This is a genomic window from Bacillota bacterium (assembly GCA_013178305.1).
Taxonomy (GTDB): Bacteria; Bacillota; Sulfobacillia; order JABLXB01; family JABLXB01; genus JABLXB01.
In genome coordinates, this window is record JABLXB010000001.1 from 70,720 (window position 1) to 90,516 (window position 19,797).

21 protein-coding genes are annotated in these 19,797 nt (G+C 60.6%); all 21 read right to left on the bottom strand.

Annotation, left to right across the window (positions count from 1 at the left end; genetic code table 11):
* Window positions 1-11 precede the first annotated feature (11 nt).
* On the bottom strand, window positions 12-245 hold the full coding sequence (locus HPY55_00375) for a hypothetical protein (protein ID NPV69083.1): 234 nt from the start codon (window positions 243-245) through the stop codon (window positions 12-14).
* 75 nt (window positions 246-320) lie between these two features.
* The gene (locus HPY55_00380; GenBank protein ID NPV69084.1) at window positions 321-827 is read right to left on the bottom strand and encodes a 4Fe-4S binding protein; all 507 of its coding nucleotides are present in this window, start codon (window positions 825-827) and stop codon (window positions 321-323) included.
* Between the two features lie 58 nt (window positions 828-885).
* A complete protein-coding gene (locus HPY55_00385; protein NPV69085.1) occupies window positions 886-1,617 on the bottom strand; it encodes an aspartate/glutamate racemase family protein in 732 nt (243 codons plus the stop codon).
* A gap of 4 nt (window positions 1,618-1,621) precedes the next feature.
* A complete protein-coding gene (locus HPY55_00390; protein ID NPV69086.1) occupies window positions 1,622-2,365 on the bottom strand; it encodes an aspartate/glutamate racemase family protein in 744 nt (247 codons plus the stop codon).
* Between the two features lie 29 nt (window positions 2,366-2,394).
* A complete protein-coding gene (locus tag HPY55_00395) occupies window positions 2,395-3,171 on the bottom strand; it encodes a FadR family transcriptional regulator (GenBank protein NPV69087.1) in 777 nt (258 codons plus the stop codon).
* Window positions 3,172-3,212: 41 nt separating this feature from the next.
* Window positions 3,213-4,316 (bottom strand): FAD-dependent oxidoreductase, encoded by a 1,104-nt coding sequence (locus HPY55_00400; GenBank protein ID NPV69088.1) that lies wholly within the window; start codon window positions 4,314-4,316, stop codon window positions 3,213-3,215.
* Entirely contained in the window at window positions 4,303-4,629 is a 327-nt protein-coding gene (locus tag HPY55_00405) for a (2Fe-2S)-binding protein (GenBank protein NPV69089.1), read from the bottom strand. The genes HPY55_00400 and HPY55_00405 overlap by 14 nt, the downstream gene beginning before the upstream one ends.
* 77 nt (window positions 4,630-4,706) lie before the next feature.
* Window positions 4,707-5,435, bottom strand: a complete 729-nt coding sequence (locus tag HPY55_00410; GenBank protein NPV69090.1) for an SDR family oxidoreductase — start codon at window positions 5,433-5,435, stop codon at window positions 4,707-4,709.
* A 21-nt stretch (window positions 5,436-5,456) separates the two neighbouring features.
* Window positions 5,457-6,731, bottom strand: coding sequence for a 2-oxo acid dehydrogenase subunit E2 (locus HPY55_00415; protein ID NPV69091.1), 1,275 nt, complete (start codon window positions 6,729-6,731; stop codon window positions 5,457-5,459).
* 96 nt (window positions 6,732-6,827) lie between these two features.
* Complete coding sequence (locus HPY55_00420; GenBank protein ID NPV69092.1) at window positions 6,828-8,021, bottom strand: ABC transporter substrate-binding protein; 1,194 nt, start codon at window positions 8,019-8,021, stop codon at window positions 6,828-6,830.
* 123 nt (window positions 8,022-8,144) lie between these two features.
* Window positions 8,145-8,852 (bottom strand): ABC transporter ATP-binding protein, encoded by a 708-nt coding sequence (locus HPY55_00425; protein NPV69093.1) that lies wholly within the window; start codon window positions 8,850-8,852, stop codon window positions 8,145-8,147.
* A gap of 3 nt (window positions 8,853-8,855) precedes the next feature.
* Complete coding sequence (locus HPY55_00430; protein ID NPV69094.1) at window positions 8,856-9,617, bottom strand: ABC transporter ATP-binding protein; 762 nt, start codon at window positions 9,615-9,617, stop codon at window positions 8,856-8,858.
* Window positions 9,618-9,645: 28 nt separating this feature from the next.
* Window positions 9,646-10,668 (bottom strand): branched-chain amino acid ABC transporter permease, encoded by a 1,023-nt coding sequence (locus HPY55_00435; protein NPV69095.1) that lies wholly within the window; start codon window positions 10,666-10,668, stop codon window positions 9,646-9,648.
* Window positions 10,665-11,558 carry a branched-chain amino acid ABC transporter permease gene (locus HPY55_00440; protein NPV69096.1) on the bottom strand — a complete coding sequence of 298 codons (894 nt, stop codon included), beginning with the start codon at window positions 11,556-11,558 and terminating at the stop codon, window positions 10,665-10,667. The genes HPY55_00435 and HPY55_00440 overlap by 4 nt, the downstream gene beginning before the upstream one ends.
* Before the next feature lie 48 nt (window positions 11,559-11,606).
* Window positions 11,607-13,127: an FAD-dependent oxidoreductase gene (locus HPY55_00445; GenBank protein NPV69097.1), complete on the bottom strand. Its 1,521-nt coding sequence runs from the start codon at window positions 13,125-13,127 to the stop codon at window positions 11,607-11,609.
* A 30-nt stretch (window positions 13,128-13,157) separates the two neighbouring features.
* Entirely contained in the window at window positions 13,158-14,141 is a 984-nt protein-coding gene (locus HPY55_00450; GenBank protein ID NPV69098.1) for an alpha-ketoacid dehydrogenase subunit beta, read from the bottom strand.
* Window positions 14,142-15,077, bottom strand: a complete 936-nt coding sequence (locus tag HPY55_00455) for a thiamine pyrophosphate-dependent dehydrogenase E1 component subunit alpha (GenBank protein NPV69099.1) — start codon at window positions 15,075-15,077, stop codon at window positions 14,142-14,144.
* A 266-nt stretch (window positions 15,078-15,343) separates the two neighbouring features.
* Window positions 15,344-17,194, bottom strand: coding sequence for an aldehyde ferredoxin oxidoreductase family protein (locus HPY55_00460; protein NPV69100.1), 1,851 nt, complete (start codon window positions 17,192-17,194; stop codon window positions 15,344-15,346).
* Window positions 17,178-17,660 carry a DUF126 domain-containing protein gene (locus HPY55_00465; protein NPV69101.1) on the bottom strand — a complete coding sequence of 161 codons (483 nt, stop codon included), beginning with the start codon at window positions 17,658-17,660 and terminating at the stop codon, window positions 17,178-17,180. The genes HPY55_00460 and HPY55_00465 overlap by 17 nt, the downstream gene beginning before the upstream one ends.
* Before the next feature lie 4 nt (window positions 17,661-17,664).
* Entirely contained in the window at window positions 17,665-18,972 is a 1,308-nt protein-coding gene (locus HPY55_00470; protein ID NPV69102.1) for a DUF521 domain-containing protein, read from the bottom strand.
* Between the two features lie 13 nt (window positions 18,973-18,985).
* Window positions 18,986-19,657 (bottom strand): SDR family oxidoreductase, encoded by a 672-nt coding sequence (locus HPY55_00475; protein NPV69103.1) that lies wholly within the window; start codon window positions 19,655-19,657, stop codon window positions 18,986-18,988.
* Window positions 19,658-19,797 lie beyond the last annotated feature (140 nt).

A 19,797-nucleotide genomic window follows, 5' to 3' on the forward strand; every position in this document is an offset into this window, starting at 1 on the left:
TCCTCCTCCCCTCAGCCCCCGGTGATGTGGGTGAACAGGGTAACCCTGTCCAGCGGCCTGAGTACGGACTCATCCCCAACGACGGAGTCGTTTACGGAGACCATCCAGAGATGCTCGGGCGAGACTCTGAAATGCCTGATCATCCCCACGACGGTGCACCCGTCGGGCACCTCGGCCTCGACCTGCGTGCCGTCCGGGGGCAGGAAGTCGCTCAAGTTACCGTACGAACGAACAACTATCTTCAAGACATCACCCGCTACACCGCCGGCGCAGGCTCCGACACCGAGGCCCCGACGCGCGAGCCCTCTCCGGCAAAGACTCTACTTCGGTCTCCTCGCTATACCCCTTACCTCCAGCGCTTTTTCCCTGGGCACTTCCACGGTCACCACCGTGGTCCGATCGTAAGCCTTCGCCGTCCTCACATCCTTCACTGTTCCCGTAGTGACCGGGACGCCCTCCCTGTTGACGAGTTCCACGGTCGAACCCGTCACGGGCATCGGCAGGTATTCCCACGGGAATTGTACGCTCGCCTTTCCGTTCTTCTGTGACATGTCGACGACGAATATCGCGAGGCCGGGGCAGGATGCTATGCATATTCCGCATCCCGTGCACCTGTCCTCGTCGAGGATCGGGAGGTTCGTTATCGGAACTCCTACTTTGATGGAATTCCTCGGACAGGCGGCCTCGCACGGGTTGCATGGGATTTCCTGGACGCATTCGATTACAGCGCAGGGACCCTTTGCAAGCCTCTCATCGCTCGGAAATCCGGGCGTAGCGCGGAGTTCTTCGATTGCTGCAAAGCCATGCTTCTCGATCGTGGATGTCATGTCTCGTGCCGCCCGCACCCGAGTGGGCGTGAGCGCTTGCCCCCCTTCGACAAATGGGTCACAGCTCCGATGTCGACTCGCTGGCCATGAAGCACCAGTCCACGAGAGTTACGATGTCAAATACGGGGAGGCCGACCGCCTCCTGCACGGCCTTCGAGAAAGGCACCATGTTGGTGCATTCGAACACTATCGCCCCGACCTCGGGGTTCTCACGTACGAGCCGTTCGGTGCCCTCGATCATGTCCCTCTCCAGGGCATCGTAGTCTAGCTCGAGCCTGCCCCCGATGAAAGTATCCGCGAATTCCGACCCTTCCCTGAGCCCGCCCACGGCCACCGAAACGGTCCTGGAAGTGAAGCCGACCGCTTCGAAATGCACGTCGGACATGAAGCGGGCTCGCTCGGTGAGAATTCCAACCTTGCGCCGTGGCCCGATCATCCTCGCCACCAGGGGCACCTGTAGGAGGCTCGACGTCGCCACTGTGACCGAGACCTCGTCGGCGAGTATCCTCTGGAATGGAGCGAGGAAACCACAGCTCGTCGTGATGATTTTGGCGCCAGCAGCCTCGAGTTCTCTTGCCGCGTCTATGAAAGGTCCAATCAGCTCCCGGTCGGGTTCATGCCCCATGATCCGGCTGGTGACCGCGCCCTTTACGGTCCGGTACATTACCGGATACCGCCAGGTGCTGGCATTCCCTATATCACCGGGCAACCGCGGGAACTTCGTGTCCAGCATGATGATGCCGACATTCTGGCCATACGAATTGTATCCGCCACTGACCGGACGACCCAACGCTTCACCCCCTATGGCGGTCACACACGCACACGTAGCAACGCTGCTTCACGGCAGTGTACACCATGTGCGTGAGTGTGACGATATCGTAAACAGGTCTACCGGTAACAAGAGCGACGTCCCTGGAATAGGGCGGCAGGTTCGTGCATTCGAACACGAACGCCCCGATTTCGGGGTGGCGCTCCACCATTTCGAGGGCCCTGCCCACAACCTCGTCTCGGATGATCCCGAAATCGGCCTCCATTCCATTTCCCACGTGGGTCTTCATGAATTCGGGCTTGTCCTCCAAGCCTTCCACGATCACGGGGATTTCGCTCGTACTCCAGCCGGCTCCCCTGAAGTGATCCTCCGTCAGGCCGCTCTTATTGGCCGTCAGGACGCCTACCTTCTGTCGCCCGTTCAGGGTCCTCGCGACGACGGGCACCTGCATTAGACTCGATGCAAAGACGGGGATACTGACCGAAGCTGCCAGCTCTTCCTGAAATATGGCAAGGAACCCGCAACTTGTCGTAATCGCCTTGACGCCCTCGGACTCGAGCTCCCTCGCGGCAGCGATAAACGGTGCCAGCAGAGCGGGGTCGGTTCTCCCGAGGACGACGCGATCGGGCGAGGCACCTCTTACCGTCCTGTACCGGACGGGAAAAGGGAAAGTGGCCGCGTTGCCTATATCCCCACGTACCCTGGGGAACATCGTATGCAGCATCAGGATACCTATGGGGATTTCGTACGTATTGAAACCGCCCTTCATTGTCAAGGGCACACCCGATCATCTCCCGTTCAACGCCCTCCATTGCCGTTGCCGACGGCTCTGGACAGTTCGCTATTCGATGGCCCGTTGTAAGGGCTTAGCTCCTCATGCTCACGGAGGAACTGCTCAACCATAGTAATGTGCTCCATAATCTTGGCTTCCGCCCGGTTCGGATCCTGGGCGGCTATGGCTTCGTAAATCTCCTGGTGCTGCCTGGCGTACACTCTGGCGCGACCTATGTCTGCGTTCAGTTTCCTCCGGCTGGCCTCGTAGTGCTCGTTCATAAGCCCCGATATCATGGTCATGACGTTGCAGATCAGGGGGTTCCGCGAAGCTTCTGCCACGTACTGGTGGAAAGCCACGTCTTCGGCATCGTGCGGTTGCGCGGTCTCCACGCACCTCCAGAGGGAAACCACCGATTCCCGCAGGCGCAAGAGATCGACTTCCGTGGCCCGCTGCGCCGCCAACCGGGCCACCTGGCCTTCGAGGATTCGCCTGAGTTCGAGCAGGTGCATGACGTTTTCCCTTTCGGAAAGGAGCGCATCGGCGAGGGGTTCGATCAGTGACTCCATGTTGGCCCCGGTTATGATAGCGCCGGCCTTGGTAACTTCGACCTGCCCCATGTATTCCAGGGCGCTCAAAGCCTCCCGTATTGTGGGCCTGCTCACGCCGAGTTTCTCGGCGAGCTGCCGTTCCGGCAGCAGCTGATCTCCCGGAGCCAGTTTCCCTTCCTTTATGAGCTTCCGTATCTCGGATACGATGACACGGTAACTACGCGTGCTCTTGCGCTCACTCTTGATATCCACGATAACACCTGCCTTGAACAGGAGTCGCGCCGCGGACCGTGTTACGCCGAAAGAGCCGAATGCCTGACTTCTTCGAACAGGCGGACCTTGGCCAGCCTCCGCTTAAGGCCAAACGGCCCTCCCCTGAGCGCATCGAGGCGCCTCCTTACCTCGGCCTTAGCCGCGTCCGCCTCGACGCATTTCAGGTACCCCAGGGACTCGGCGACCGAGAGACCCGCAAGCCTTCCTTCTTCCATCGCCGAGGATGCCTCTTCAACGCCGGAGATGTCTCCCGCTATATAGACCCCGTGCACGTTTGTTTCCATGTTGTCGTCGTGAACAGGGACATGCCCTCCCATGTCGGGCACGAAAGCCACCCTTACGCCGATCATGGTTGCGAGCTCGATCAGTGGTTTGAGTCCCACGGCGATGCATACGGTGTCCACGTCAAGATCGCGATCACTCCCCGGGACGGGGCTGAACGATTCATCGAGATCGCAGATTACCGCGGACTCCACGCTTTCCGTGCCGCGGACCTCTCTCACGGTGCACGATGTGAATATCGGGACGCCCGCCCTCCTGATCTTCGAGGCGTGAACCCCGTATCCGCCGATCCTGGGGAGTGCCTCGACCAGCGCGACAACGTCTCCCCCGGCCTGCATGATCTGGTAGGACACGATGAGTCCGACGTTGCCCGACCCGACCATGAGCACTCTTTTCCCCGGAAGGATACGGTGGATGTTGACGAGCGTCTGGGCAGCGCCGGCCCCCATTACCCCTGGAAGTGTCCATCCTGGGAACGCAAGCGAGTTCTCGCTGGCGCCGGTAGCGAGGATTATCCTGTCCGTCTGGACAATGTAATGCCTGTCCTTGTCGAACGCGGCGATGGTCTTGGGATCGAAAAGCCCATAAACGGTAGTCCCCAGTCTTATCTCGACACCGAAGTCGCGGGCCCTGTCCAGCAACATGCGGCCTATCTCGAATCCCCTGACCCCGGCCAGGTGCTCGTTCGAACCGAAGAACTTGTGAATCTGTTTGAAGAGCTGCCCCCCCGGCTGAGCCTGCTCGTCCATTACGAGTACTCGTACGCCGTGCTCGGCCGCCGTAACCGCCGCACTAAGACCCGCGGGGCCTCCGCCTACGACCGCAAGTTCAAACCTCTCCATCGGATACCCCCCAATTGCCGCGACCTATCTGCGTCTGCACCTTCATCCCATTTCTGACGGGGGTAACGCACGTTTTCACGTTCGGGATCCCATCTACTATCATGACGCAGTCCGTGCACCTGCCGATGGCGCAGAAGATACCCCTCGGCGCGTGGCCTTTTACAGTCTTTCTGAACCACTTGACGCCTGCGGCAATGAGGGCCACTGCTATGGGTTCTCCTTCGTAAGCCTCGATCCTCTTTCCATCCAGTTCTATCCACACCCTGTTACTCCTGGCTGCGGGCCCCAGGATGGGGTGTTCATCGACACGCACGTCCGGCACCTCCAAATCCTCACCCGTGTCCCGGCCACGGCGCGCGACTCAGGCGACCGGTTCACCGCGGCTCAGGCTCAATCCATCAGGAAGCCGCCGTTTACGTTCAGGACCTCGCCCGTAACGTACGAACTCGCTTCCGAACAAAGGTATACCACCGCATCGCCTATCTCCTCAGGCGTCCCCAGCCTCCTCAGCGGAATCTGCCCGAGGCCATCCTTCCAGCGGTCCGATTCGTACACTTTCTTCGTACCGACCCATCCCGGGGCGACAGCGTTGACGAGTATTCCATGCGGCGCCATCTCCAGGGCTATCGAACGCGTCAAGCTCATCACCGCCGCCTTGGATGCGCAGTAGCCCGCGTTGCCGAGGGCAGGCCGTTTGCCGTCGGCCGACGCCATGTTCACGATCCGTCCGCTGCGCTGGGGTATCATTACCCTCAGGGCCGCCTGGGAACACCGGACAACACCTTTTACATTGATGTCGAAGATGGCGTCCCAGTGATCGTCATCTATCTCCATAAACGCGCGGGCAGGATATATCCCGGCGTTGTTTACCAGAGCATCCAACCTACCGAACTCACTTATCGCCGCGTCCACCATCACGCGGGCGTCGGCGTCGCTGGTAACGTCAACCTGTACGGGCAGAACCCGGGCTCCGCCGGAGGATAGGTCCGCGGCGGCGCGCGTCGCAGCCTTGAGGTCCACGTCCGCGATAACTACCGGGAAACCCGCACAGGTTAGCCGGCTGGCTATCGCGAAACCGATCCCGCTCGCCCCTCCGGTGACGATCGCCGCTCCCCTCACTACACCCACCTCCCGAGTTGACTAGAGGACCAGGTTTACCGGGTTCTCGAGGTATCGCCGTAGAGTAGCCATGAACCTGGCTCCCTGAGCTCCGTCCACGACCCTGTGGTCGCAGGATAGGGTGAGAGACGCGCGCCAGCCCACGACGAGCGCTCCTGACTTCACGACCGGAACCTGCCGCATCTGCCCCACCGCGAGGATCCCCGCCTCGGGCGGATTGATTATCGCGTGGAAGGAGTCGATGCCGAACATCCCGAGGTTGGATACCGTGAAGGTCCCCAGCGCGAAGTCGCCGGGCATGAGTCTCCCGGCTGCGGCCTTCTCTCTCAGAACACGTGTCTGCCTCGCAACGTCGTTTAGCGACAGCGCGTCGGCATTCTTCACGACCGGGACCACCAACCCATTGGGGGTGTCCATCGCCACCCCGACGTTGACGGCCGCCTGCCTCCTTATGCCTTCGCCGGAGAAAGAAGCGTTCATCTCGGGATGTGCCGCAAGGCTCCGGGCAACGGCCTTCACAATGATATCCGTGTATGAAACCCTGACCCCGCCGGACAGGTCGCTGGCTTTCACGAGGGATTCTCTGAAGTCGGCCAGCCTGTCGGCATCGATGTCAATCGTGAGGTAGAAGTGGGGAACGTTACGGAAACTGTCGGTAACGCGTTCGCCTGTGATGCGTTTAACGGTTGAAAGGGGCACAATCATCTCCTGGCTGTCCGCGCCGGAGGTTGCCATCGCGGCCGAATCCGGCCCCGCACCCCCGGTAAATGCGTTGTTGTTGGCGACCGCCGCCTTCGCGCTGATGGCCGCCTCTACATCCTCCTTGACGATCCGCCCCCCGGGCCCTGAGCCCTTCAGCGTGGATAGGTCAATCCCGTGTTCCCGCGCAAGGCGCTTCGCCAGCGGTGAGGCCTTTATTCCCTCTGCTACCGCGGCATCCCCTGAAGGGCCGGCCTCCGCCGCCCCGAACGCAGGCGCGCCACTGCCTCCGGCCCCGCCGGCCTCCACGGGCGAAGGGTTCGACGCTTCGGCTATATCCTCGCCGCTTATGACCTCACCCTCGGTAACGATGAACGCTACCGTTTGGCCGACGGGGACCCTCACGCCCACCGGAGTAATAATCTTCGCGAGATTCCCGCCGGCTGTGGCTTCAACCTCAACCATGGCCTTCTCGGTTTCGACCACAAACAGGGGTTCTCCCTTTTGGACGTCGTCGCCCTCGTTCTTGAGCCATTCATTTATGGTGCCGTCGCTCATCGTCAGGCCGAGCTGAGGGAACACGACCCTTTTCTTCATCCGACTCATCCTCTCGAACAGTAGCGCCTCGAGGCAGGAGCGAGGGCATGCGCGCCGAGTTGCGAATGCCCTTCGCCCCCGCGGTCGTCTTGCGGGCTACCTGGTCGCTGCGTTGACGAACTTGCCGTCCTTGACGATAAGGAGGACCTGCCTCTTCGACTTCTGGTCACCCTTCTCGTCGAACGCCGTCAACCCGGTGGGTCCGTTAAACGTCGTCTCCCTGAGAGCGTCGCGGACTTTGGCACGGTCCAGGCCCACCTTCTCGATCGCCTGTTTGATAAGGTACGGGATGTCGTACGCGTATCCGGCGTATTCCTCGGGAACCTTGCCGAACTTCGCCTGGAAGTTCTTCACGAACTTCTGCGTCTGCTCGGAGGGGTTCGACGGATCCCAGTATCCGATAACGTACGCGCCCTCTGCCGACTTACCGGCCAGTTCTATGAAGCTGGAGGACTGCACGCCCGCCGCACCCATCACGACCTGCTTCATCCCGAGGCTCCTCATCTGACGGACTATCGGGCCGGCCTCGACATAGGTGCCCAGAATCAGGATGGCATCGGGATTCGCCTTGCGCACCTTGGTGAGCTGAGGAGTAAAGTCCTTGTCGGTCATTGGCACATACGTTTCCTTTGCCACCAGTTCGACTTCGGCCTTTCTCTTCTGCGCCTCACCTTCGGCTGCTGCGAGGAGCCCGCGTCCGTAGTCGTCGTTCGCGTAGATTATGGCTATTTTTTTAGCCTTGAACGTCGCTATGGCTTGATTTATCATCTCCGGTCCCTGCATCTGGTCGTGCGGAATCGTGCGGTAGAAGTTCTTGAACCCCTGCTGTGAAACATGCGGAGCGCTGGAGCTTGAGGAAATGGTCGCCAGGTTTGCCGAGTCGTATATCGGTAACGCGGCCATGGTGCAGGAACTGTAGAGATGTCCGATATTCGCCACGAACCTGGTGTCGCCGGCGATCTTCTGGGCCACTACCGCCGCTTCCTTGGCGTCTGCCTTATCATCGAAAATAACGATCTCGATCTTGGCACCCTTGATCCCGCCCGCCGCGTTGATCTCCTCAACCGCCAGTGTGGCGCCGTTCTTCATCATTTCGCCCATGTTGGCGGCGTCACCGGTCAAGGGCCCCGCCATACTGATGAAAATTTTCTCAGGCCACTGAGGTTTGGCTGGCTCGGCGGGTTTGGGCGCCGCGGCCTGCTGGCCGCAGCCGGCCAGGAGTGCCGTAACGAGCAACAACGATACCACGATACAGAACAGTCGTGTCCTGGCATTCGCAAACATCTTCACTCGTCTCTCCTTTCGTTTCGTGTCCGATCGTTTCGTGTCCGACCTGTTTGGTACGTCACCGGCAAACACCCTTTACCCCCTCACTTTTCACCCCTTTCGTCGCATCATTGAGAGAGATACAGCCTACTCTTCACCGAGATACGCTTTCCTGACGAGGTCGCTTCCCAGCAGCTCTCGTGCGCCGCCCGCCATCGCGATGCTACCGGTCTCGAGGACGTAGGCCCGGTCGGCGATTCTCAAGGCCTGCAGGGCATTCTGCTCAACAAGGAGGATGGTGGTTCCCTCCTCGCGTATCTCGCGGATTATCCTGAAAACGTCCTTGACTAGCGTGGGTGCAAGCCCCATGGAGGGCTCGTCCAGCAAGAGTAACTTGGGGCGGCTCATGAGTGCACGACTGGTTGCGAGCATCTGCTGCTCCCCGCCGCTCAGAGTCCCCGCAAGCTGGTTACGGCGCTCGCCCAACCTGGGGAATCTCGTCATGAACTTCTCCACGTCCCTCTTCACGCCGTCCCTGTCGGACCGGACGAAGGCGCCCATCAGCAGGTTCTCGAGGACTGTGGATAACGGGAAGACGTTCCTCCCCTCGGGGGCCTGGCTGATGCCCATCTTGACTATCTGCTCAGGGGTTTTGTCGTCGATCTTGCTCCCCAGGTACGCGATGCTACCGCTGGTGGGTCGCACCAGACCCGATATCGTCTTCAGCAGGGTGCTCTTGCCTGCCCCGTTTGAGCCGATCAAGGCGACTATCTCCCCCTGGTTGACCTCGAGAGAGACCCCCCGCAAGGCCTCGATCGCACCATAATGCACGTACAGGTCATTGACGGCGAGCATCTCTCAGTCCTCCGATCCCAGATACGCCTTGATGACGGCAGGGTCGCGGCTGACTTCGTGCGGAAGCCCTTCCGCAATCTTCTGCCCGGCGTCCAGGGCGATAACCCTGTCCGATATGCCCATTAGAACCTTCATGTTGTGCTCGATGAGAAAAACGGTGACCCCTGACTCCCTGATCTTCTGGATCCAGCCCATCATGGTGGAAGATTCCTGCGGGTTCATGCCGGCGGTCGGCTCGTCGAGCAGAACGATTTCCGGTTCACTCGCGAGTGCGCGAGCGAGTTCGACCCTTCTCTGCTCGCCGTAGGGAAGGTTCCCCGCAAGCTCGGATTTTCTCGGCAGGAGACTCAGGAAGGCGAGCAATTCCTCGGCCTTTTCCTTCGACTGCTTCTCGCAGTCGCGAAAGCGGCGGTTCCGGAGGAGGGCGTCCATGAGGTTAACCTGCAACCTGCAATGCATCCCCGTTTGAACGTTTTCGAGCACTGTGGCGTTCGAGAACAGGCGTATATTCTGGAACGTCCTGGCCATCCTGCATCTGGTAATCTCGTAAGGAGGCAGTCCCCCAATGCTCTGTCCACTAAAGATGACCTCTCCGGAGGTCGGCCTATAAACCCCTGTAAGCACGTTGAACACGGTGGTCTTCCCGGACCCGTTGGGTCCGATCATCCCGAATATCTGGCCCTTTTCGATCTGGAAATCAAGCTGGGACACGGCCTTGAGACCACCGAAGTGCCTCGATAGCTTCCTGGCTTCCAAAACGACCATGCATCCACACCTGCCTTCGATGGCTGGTCTACGCGGGAGTCGCTCCCGGCCCCACATTGCCGACGGGTTGGGCCGGTCCCGGTTGCACCGGTTTCTTCTTGCGGCCCACCGCAATCGTGCCCATAATGCCCTGTGGCCTCCAGATCATCAGGAGAACCATGATCAGGCCGTTAATCAACATCCGGTACGCATATAGAGGCCTGAATACCTCGGGTATGAGAACCAGGATGGCGGCGCCAAGGATCGAGCCGGGTATGCTGGCCAGTCCCCCGAGGATTATCATCTGGAACATCAGCAGGGACTCGTCCAGGTTGAAGCTCATCGGACCTATGAACCTCAGGTACACAGCCAGCAAGCTCCCCGCCATACCCGTAAGAGCAGCGGAGAGAGTGAAGGCCTCGACTTTGTAATACGTGGTATTGATCCCCATCGCGGCGGCGGCAAGCTCGTCTTCGCGAATGGCCACGAGGGCCCGCCCCACCTTGGAATGTACAATCCGGTAGACCACAAGTATGGTCAGGACAAGGCAGGCAAGGTACAGGTAGTAGTAATCCTGGCTCGTCCTGAACTGGTACCCGGCTATGCTCGCAAAGGGAATGCCGGGGATTCCCATTGGGCCCCTCGTTACGTCGACCCAGTTCAGGAAGATAATGCGAAGGATCTCGGCGAAGCCGATTGACACTATGATCAGGTAATCACCGGACACCCTCAGTGTCGGCAGGCCGACCAAAAGCCCTGATAGAGCAGCGATAAGCGTGGCTGCCACAGTTGCGGTAATGAACGACCATTTCAGTTTGATCATGAGCAGGGTCGCGGTGTATGCGCCGATACCATAGAATCCCGCGTGTCCCAGGGCGAGCTGACCGGCGTAGCCGCCCACCAGGTTCAGGCTGAGCGACAGGATCCCGTACAGCATGATCATGTTCGCTACCCTGAGGATGTACTGGTCGGTTACTACCTTTGGAACCAGGAGCACCAGCAAGATCATCAAGGGGCATATTGTCCGCGCGTTTTTCTTGATCAGGTTGCTGATCCTCTTTGTCGAACTCATGCTCGCTGACCGCTCCCCCCCGTCGTCGGTTTGCCCAGTAGTCCCGTCGGCTTGAATAGCAACAGCACTATCAGGACCCCAAAGCTTATGGCGTCGCGGTACGCCGATGAAATGAACCCTGAAGCCAGAGCCTCCATGAGCCCGAGAAGTATGCCGCCCAGAAAGGCGCCGTATATGTTGCCCAGCCCGCCCAGGAGACCGGCCGTAAACGCCTTCATGGTGCCGAGGAAGCCCATCCCGATGAACACACTGTTGTAGTAAGCGGCAAACAGAATGCCGGCGGCAACGCCTAGAACAGCGCCAAGTGAATACACGATAGAGATGATCTTGTTAACCGGAATCCCCATGAGCTGAGATGTGGGGATGCTCTGCGCCACACAACGAACCGCGATGCCGATCTTGGTCCTTTCCACCAGAAGGCCTACAACGAGCATCAGGATTAACGCGATCCCGAAAATGGTTATCTCCATGGTGGAGAACCTCACCCCGCCCACTTCGTAAAAGTAGCGGGGAATGACCTCCGGGAAGGGATAGGTCTTCGTACCCCAGACGAGTTGCGCCGAGTTCCTGAGCACCAGCGCTGCGCCGACCGCGCTTATCATCGGGGCAGCCTGATGCGAACCGCGGATCGGCCTGTACGCGAACCGCTCTATGCTGAAACCTATTAACGCCCCACACACGCACGCTCCCAGAATCATTGCGGGCACGCTGGCTGTGGCCAGGATGACCGACAAGGCGACGAATGTACCGAACATGTACGTGTCGCCGTGGGCGAAGTTCATGAGTTTCAGAATGCCGTATATGATGCTGTAGCCGATCGCTATGAGCGCGTATATGCTGCCCATGGCCAGACCGTTTGCGAGCTGGCTCAGCACATATTGCGCGTCCACCGCCATCCCCCCATTTCTAACAGACTCTTCAACGGCTGTCGCGGATCATCACGCGGTACGCTTATCCCTGTCATGAGGCTGGTGTGCGAAGTGCGCCCCCGACACAGTCCTGCGGTCCTGCGCAAATCGCTTGAGGGACAGGTTACCGATGTAGACGGACGGGCGGGAGTCCATGATCAGCTCGGCCATGACCTTGCCTATTCCCGGCGTCAGGGCGAACGCGTGACCCGAACCGCCGCACGATACGAAAACACCGGGGACCCCGAGTTCACCCATAATCAGCACGTCGTCTTCGGAGAAATCTATCGTTCCCACCCAGCTCCTGATGATGTTGGCCTTACGGAGCAATGGAACGACTTCGCTGATGAACTTGGCCGAGCGAATCATCTCGGGGAGAAGCGTACGCTTGCTGAAACCGGAGAGGCCGGGAAGGTTCGTGTTGCCGATTATCACGTTGCCGTCGACCCTTTGCAGGCACACGGCGTGCGTGCTCAGCACCAGCGGCTTCACCACTGGCGGCAGCGGTTCCGTTACCATCATCTGGTTGGGGCAAGCATATATGGGCAGCCTGACCCCGAGCTTCTCCGCCAGCGGGGCCGACCACGGCCCGGCAGCGAGTACAGCGACAGGGGCCTCAATGCGGCCCCTGTCGGTAATGATCGCGAACAGCCTTCCGGCGGAGAATTCGAACCCGGTCACGGTGGTATCGTTGTAGAATGCCACACCACGCCGTTTGGCCGCTGCGACCAATCCTTTAACTGCTTTAACGCAGTAAACCTGGGCATCGGACGGGCAGTGAACCCCTCCGACTATGTGTGAAGATACCGCGGGGAACCTGCGACGGATTTCGGCGCCGTCCAGGAACTCCACGTTAACTCCGCTATCCTGCTGGGTCTTCGCGACCTTCGCTTGATACTCGGCCTCTTCCTCGTTGGAGGCGACCCACAGGTAGCCCATCTCGTAGTACTGGAGGTCTTCTCCCAGTTCATCGCCAAGGAATGGCCAGATTCCGGCCGACTCCAGTCCCAGGGGAAGCTCGAGCGGGTGCCGGCCGAGCATACGAATGCCTCCCGGGTTCCTCCCCGATTGCTCGCACCCTGGCGCACCCTTGTCAACCACGACCACGTTTTTCTGGCCCTTCTTAGCAAGGTAGTACGCGATTGCGCATCCGAGAGCACCAGCGCCTATCACCACCACATCCGCCTTCACGGTGGACTGGAACTGGGGCTTTGGCTGTGCCTTTATCAGACGAACGTCCGAGTCGTCATCCGGAAGCAGACCCGTGGGACTCTCGTGTCCGTCGTACGCGTCCGCCAGGATCGAAATGGGGATGGGCCTGACGGGAGGACGCCGGCTGTCCGGAAGGACGAACTCCGGCGCGGCCCCGGTCCTCTGCCTGACGACATTGGCAACCAGGCGCCCGCACACGCCTCCCTGGCAGAGGCCCATTCCCGCCCGAGTGAACCGCTTGACCCACGTTACGGAGCCGGCGCCAGAAGCGATAGCCGACAGCACTTCCTCTTCAGTTATCTCCTCGCAACGACAAACAAGGTTCGATGTATTGGACATGTCATTCGTCTCCCCGCGGCGCCTGATCTCCTACCCCTCGAGCATGGCCCTCGCCGCCGCAACGATCTTCTCCGGCGTGGGTATGATGTAGTTCTCCATGGGTTTGCTGAACGGCGTGGGCACGTCCATGGTGGCGACGCGCACTACGGGTGCATCCAGGTAATCGAATCCCTTCTCGGCGACCTCGGCGGCAATTTCCGCGCCGGTGCTGCCGCGACGGCAGTCGTCGGTGGCGACGATCAACCTACCCGTCTTCTTCACTGACTCCAGGACCGTGTCCATGTCCATCGGTGACAGCGTCCTCATGTCGATGACCTCGGCCTCGACCCCGTCTTCCTTTGACAGGACAGCGGCCGCCTGCATGGACTTGTGGACCATGTTGGAGTAAGTGGCTATGGTAAGGTCGGAGCCCTTACGCTTGATGTCCGCCTTCCCTATCGGCACGGTGTAATCTCCCTCGGGCACCTCTCCCTTGACCGTGTAGTAGAGGAAGCATTGCTCGAAGAATATCACCGGGTCGTCCGACCTGATGGCTGCCTTGAGGAGGCCCTTCGCATCGTATGGAGTCGCGGGGGCGACCACCTTCAGGCCGGGCATGTGCATCAACATCGCCTCGGGGCGCTCGTTGTGCTGCGCGGCCGTCGAGCGACCGATCGCGTTCACTGTCCTGATGACCATGGGCACCTTCACCTGGCCTCCGCTCATGTACCTGACCTTGGAGACCTGGTTCCATATCTGCTCCCAGCAGCACCCGAGGAACGAGGAGAACATGATCTCCGGGACCGGGCGAAGCCCTGTGAGGGCGGCGCCAAGCGAAGCCCCGACAATGGCGTCCTCGCTGATCGGCGTGTCGCGCACCCTATCCTCGCCAAACTCCTTTTGCAGCCCTTTGGTGATCCCGAAGTTGCCGCCTATCCTCCCGATGTCCTCGCCAAGGCAGAACACCGCCTTGTCCCTGCGCATTTCCTCACGAAGAGCTTCCGTCAACGCCTCCGCGTATGTAATCTCCCTCATCTACACCACCTCCGAGAACAGGTCATCAAGGGCTTCTTCCGGCGCCGGGAACTCGCTCTTCCTCGCGCGGGCCACTGCGTCGGCCATTTCCGCTTCGACTTTGCCATAGAGGGCTTCGACTTGCTCGGCGGTCATGTATCCGTGGCCGATGAGATGCTTCGTCATGATCTTTATGGGGTCGATCTCCTTCGCGCGGGCGACCTCATCCTTTGGCCGGTACTCCTGAGCGTCCCCTTCTTCGTGACCCCTCTGTCTCAGGGTGTCGCAGACGAGCAGCGTCGGCCCACCACCCGAGCGCGCACGTTCCACCGCCTTCTTCGCGGCCTCGTAAACCGCCATGGCGTCGTTGCCGTTAACCACGGCTCCGGGCATCCCGTAGGAGCTAGCCCTCGTGCTCAGGTCCTGGATACGAGTCGATTTTTCACGCGGCACCGATATGGCCCACTTGTTGTCCTCGCACACGAATATGACCGGCAGGTCCCATATGGCCGCCATGTTCAGGGCCTCGTGGAATGAACCCCTATTTGTCGCGCCGTCCCCGAAAAATGCGACCGCCACCTGGTCGGTCCCGCGAATCTTCGCTGAGAGAGCGGCTCCGGTGGCGATCGGTATCCCCGAACCTACTATTCCATTTGAACCCAGGACCCCGTTCTCGAAGTCCATGGTGTGCATCGATCCGCCCTTACCCTTGTTGCACCCGTCCTTTCGACCCATCAGCTCGGCCATCATCCGGAACGGGGGCGATCCCTTTGCTATACAGTGACCGTGCCCGCGGTGCGTACCGGTAACGTAATCGTCCTTGCGGAGGTTGGCGCACACGCCGGCGGCTATGGCCTCCTCGCCGATGTACGTGTGCAGCACCCCGCCCATAAGGCCTTCGCTGAAAATCTCGATGGCGTGTTCCTCGAACTTCCTCATCCGGAGCATCGTCTCCATGATCTTGATAGCGACTTCCTTCACCGGATCTCCCCCTTCAACCGGCAGCCCTGCGCCGGTCAGACCAGCGGTCTTGCACGGTATACCTTGGTAAGGTTGTGGTATACCACACATTCGATGGTGATTCCTGAAATCCTTCCACGGGGTTAATCCGCGTTCAACATCAGCTCAACAATGGCTTGACACTCGAGCAGAGACGGCCCGGGGCGACCGGGCCGTCTGGTTAGTGAAAGGTTCGCCTGCTTCGCCAGGTGGCGTCCAGTTAGCTAGGTGGCCGCCCACTCGATGCCCAGTTCGGCGAGCTTTCCTCGCGTGGGTTCGCCATCCTGGTTCCAGCCTGACATCTCGTAGAGGAGTGCCAGCGAATCGCGGAATTCCCTCTCTTCCACGACAGAACCCTTCAGGACGCCGGACTCGATGGGCTTCAGGAAGCAAGTGTTGATGGTGTCATCGGCGGCCGAGAATCCCTCTCTCAGGTCGAATATCCTGCCGAGATTGTGGGCGCGCTCGCCAACTTTCAGGAGTTCGTGAACGCTAGTCTGCCAGCCCGTCACGGCCTTGACGATGTCCACGACCTCTTGCGGACGCCAGGGGGTGAGCATGCAGATGTGCCCACAGTTTATGAAATGGTACCAGTTGACCACATAGTATGTCAGCCTGACCTTTCGCGGGGAAAGCTCCGCCTCGTGCAGCCCTTCGAGGATCCCGAACGGCTTGAGCGCATCGACGCTTTTGTTCCACATGGTGTCATGGATATTGTGACAGTGGTCACTCCCCGTGGGGGATATGGCATACCCGAGACCCAGCCCCTTCTTGAACCTCGGATCGTGCAGCGGTGTCTCCTGGCCTTTAATATGGTAGGCGTACTGCTCCGAGCCACGGCCGATCTTCCGGGAAGCGCGGTGCGAGCCCTCTGCAAGGATGTCCCCGAAGCCCTGCCTTGAGGCGATCATGTCGAGGCACTCAAGCATGGCTTCCGCGTTTCCGAAGCGGAGGTCCAGTCCTCCCGTGTCTTCCTTCGAGAGAATGCCTCTCTCGAAGCACTCCATAGCGAAGGATATTGTCACGCCGGCGGATATTGTGTCGATACCGTAGCGATTACACATCTCGTTGCCCTTCACGACTGCATCGAGGTCGTCCACGCCGCAGTTGGACCCGAAGGCGGCCATCGTCTCATACTCCGGCCCACCATAATCCGGATCGACCTTGTACTTGCCGTCGGAAGCGCACACCGACTTGCAAGGGATCGGGCATCCGTAGCAGCTGTGCCTTTTGATCTGGAACCTATCCCTCACCAGTTCGCCGGAGACCTTCTCTGCCCCCTCGAAATACGTCGAGCGGAAGTTCCTCGTCGGCAAGCCCCCCGCGGCATTGAGGATGAGGACCGACCCCGCGGTACCCGTGTCAAAATACCTTGGTACTCTCGTCCGGGCCTCGTCCGCCATCAGCTTTGCAAAGGCGCGTACCCCGTCGGGGTCAGCCATAGTCAGCTGCCCCTCCCCCTTAACCGCGATCGCCTTGAGGTTCTTCGAACCCATGACCGCACCCATGCCGGTCCGTCCGTACAGGTGCCGGAGGTCGTTTGCCACCGTAGCATACCTTACGCGGTTCTCTCCAGCGACGCCGATCTGGGCCACACTAACGCGGGGGTCCCCGAGTTCGTCACGTATAGCAGACTGCACGTCTTTGGGTTCCTTACCCCAGTAACCCCTGGCGTCCCTGATTTCCATCTTCTCGGGGGATATGAAGAGGTACACGGGGTGCGCCGCTCGGCCTTCGATGATGAGCGCATCGTAGCCCGTCCTCTTGAACGCTTGCGGCCATACTCCACCCGCCTCGCTGGTCCCGTAGCCCCCTGTGAGGGGAGATTTGGCCCCCACGCTGCTCCTACACGTACCCGCTATGTTCGACCCCGCGAGGATTCCCGGAGCGAACACCAGTTTATTCTCCGGCCCAAACGGGTCGGTCCCCGTTTTCAGTTCCTTGAAGAGGAAGTAGGACGTGAAGCCGTGACCGCCCAGATAGGTACGGTAGAATTCTTCCGGGTATTCTTCGGTGCGCCACGTCCCCGACGTGAGGTCCACCCGCAGGATCTTTCCGTTAAAGCCGTTGCCCATTGCTGTCACCTCCACAAGAATGCCCGGTCCCTTTCTCGTCCACTTCTACGACGACCATGCCCAGGTCCGTGTCTACAGCTACTATTACGCCATCAACCAGGCGTTCGAACGACTCCGCGGGAACCTCAACCACCGGGATACGCTTCTCGTACAGAACCTCCGCAATTATGCACCCCGTCACGAGAACCGGATCGGTTGTGATGTTGATGACTGCCAGCGGCGCTCTGCCGCTGCGGACCGCGTCCACGAGCACCGCGGCACTGGTGCTGGAGCCCCTGCCTTCAGGATACGCGAAGATGAAGCCCGCCCAGCTTCTTCCCTCGAGTTCGTGCCCCTTCTCGATCACGACTCCTCTCGCAGGGTCGAGGCCGCCCCACAACGACAGCGGCTGGCGGGTGACCACCGCCCTCCCCTTGACCTTCCCCGGTATCACCGTACGGGATATGGACAGGGTTACCGCGGCCATTCGATCACCTCCGGGCGAAACCAGATACTGCGACCTCAGCGCACTCCTCGAGCGACCCGAGCAGGACTGCGTCGCATCTGGACCTGCTGTAGAACGCGAACTTACCGGAATTGGTCATAAGCGAACCGAAATCCCATGCTTCCGAGGGCCAGCTCAGCAGGCACGAGTCGGTGCTGATTTCGACGCCGGACTCGCGCAGCGCCCCACCGATACCCGTCTCGTCCGCCCAGCTCGCAGTGACCCGATTAGTGAACACCCACACCCTGGTCGACGGCGAAACCCGCCTGCCTCCCAGGGCCGACGCCAGCCGCCTCATCTCGTCAAATGAAAAGTGCGGGCATCCGAGGGCGACCAGCTCCACGGGGCCCCCGTCGGTGGAGGACAGGCGGCGGGCCGTGCCCATTAAGTCTTCCAGCGAGAATTCGTATTTCTCGGGCTTTGCGCCCCTCAGGACCGTTTCCAGGGTGGGCGCTTCAGGCGTGATTCCGGCGGCATGAAACATCCCGACAGCTCCGCCCGACGCCGCGCTGGCTCCCAACGCCTTGAGTTCGTCCGCCCGGAAACTCCGCGGGATTCCCGTCAGCACGGGCACCCTTGCCCCCGCTATCTCCCCGGTCAGGTGCCCTATCGCGGAGGCAAGCACATCCTTGCCTCCATCGTGGTTCTCGAGACCGCGAAACGCCAGGTGCACGCTGGGTTCTCTGGCGTCGTCGAGATACAGGCCGAATCTGGGCGCCCGTCCGGTGATGGCTACACACAGCGGGACAAAGTCGCCATATCTGGGCGTCCTGGCTCCGAGCACAGAATTGGCGTACACTATCGCATTCGATTCCGACCAGGCGACCAGCTCTCCGAAACGCGGATGCATCCCTACCTGGTATGGGGCGCACGTCCAGGTCGGGATGCACCCCATACTCAAATATGCCTGCTCCATTGACGCGCACTTGCCGGCGAAAACCTGAGGGAGGCCGAACCGGCGCCAGTTCGTCGCGTCGCGGCCGCTGATGTTGAGGGTGGTTGGCACTCTCACCCGCGCGCCCAGCGACGCGAACTTGAGGGCGAAATCGAGACCGCCTTCACCGGAAGTCCCGAATGAGACTCCGCCTATGTGGACCCCATGCGCGTCGACGAGTTCATCGGCGCCGTAAGCGTCGCCGACCCGCACCAGGATCTCCATCGCCGCCCTGACCGCCGGTCCCTCGCGACCCTCAAGCATCATTTCGTCCCTGCGCGACAGGTTCATTATCATCACCCCGCCCGGTACCGCCGGCCCACCTCGTCGAGTGGCCAGGGCCAGCCACGGGCTGCCCATCACGGCCGCCCGGTTAGTAGTAGCCCCCGTCCACGCGGATGGACTGCCCGCTCACGTGCCTCGATTCCTCGGAGGCCAGGTAAATCACCAGGCCGCACAGATCCTCGGGGTCGCCCAGCCTTCCGGTGGATGTCCTGGAAACAAACCTCGTGGAGACGGCGGGGTCGGAGAGCACGGGCCTCGCCATTTCCGTCATCATGACGCCCGGCGCAACCGAGTTTACCGTGATGTTATGGCGCCCCCACTCGGCCGCGAGTACGCGCGTGAGTTGCCTCACGGCCGCCTTGGATGCCGAGTAGACGGTGCGGTTGGGCAGCACTTCCTCCTGCCAGATCGACGTTATGTTAACTATGCGCCCGTAGCCCCGGCGGATCATCTCCCTGCCGGCCGCCTGGCAGCACAGGTAGACGCTCTTCACGTTTGTGGCGATCACCCTGTCCCACTCGTCTTCAGGTATGTCTTCGAACGGCAGCCTGCTCAGTGTCCCCGCGTTGTTGACCAGGATCTCCAGGCTCCCGAAACGCTGGACGACGGCGTCCACCATCGCGTCAACCTGTTCCCGCGAGGATACGTTGCAGCGGAAGAACGAGGCCTCTCCTCCGGCGGCTGCGATCTCCTCCACAACCTTCGCTCCGGCTTCACCCCCGCGCGCGACCACCGCCACGCGCGCCCCTTCGCGAGCCATGGCCATGGCCATCGCCCGGCCGAGCCCGCGGGACCCACCTGTTACAATGGCGACCTTGCCTATGAGCCTGGGCAGACTGCATCCCTCCCGCGCTAGCGGTCCGCTGCCGAATCCGATACTACTCTTGCTGTCACGGCAAA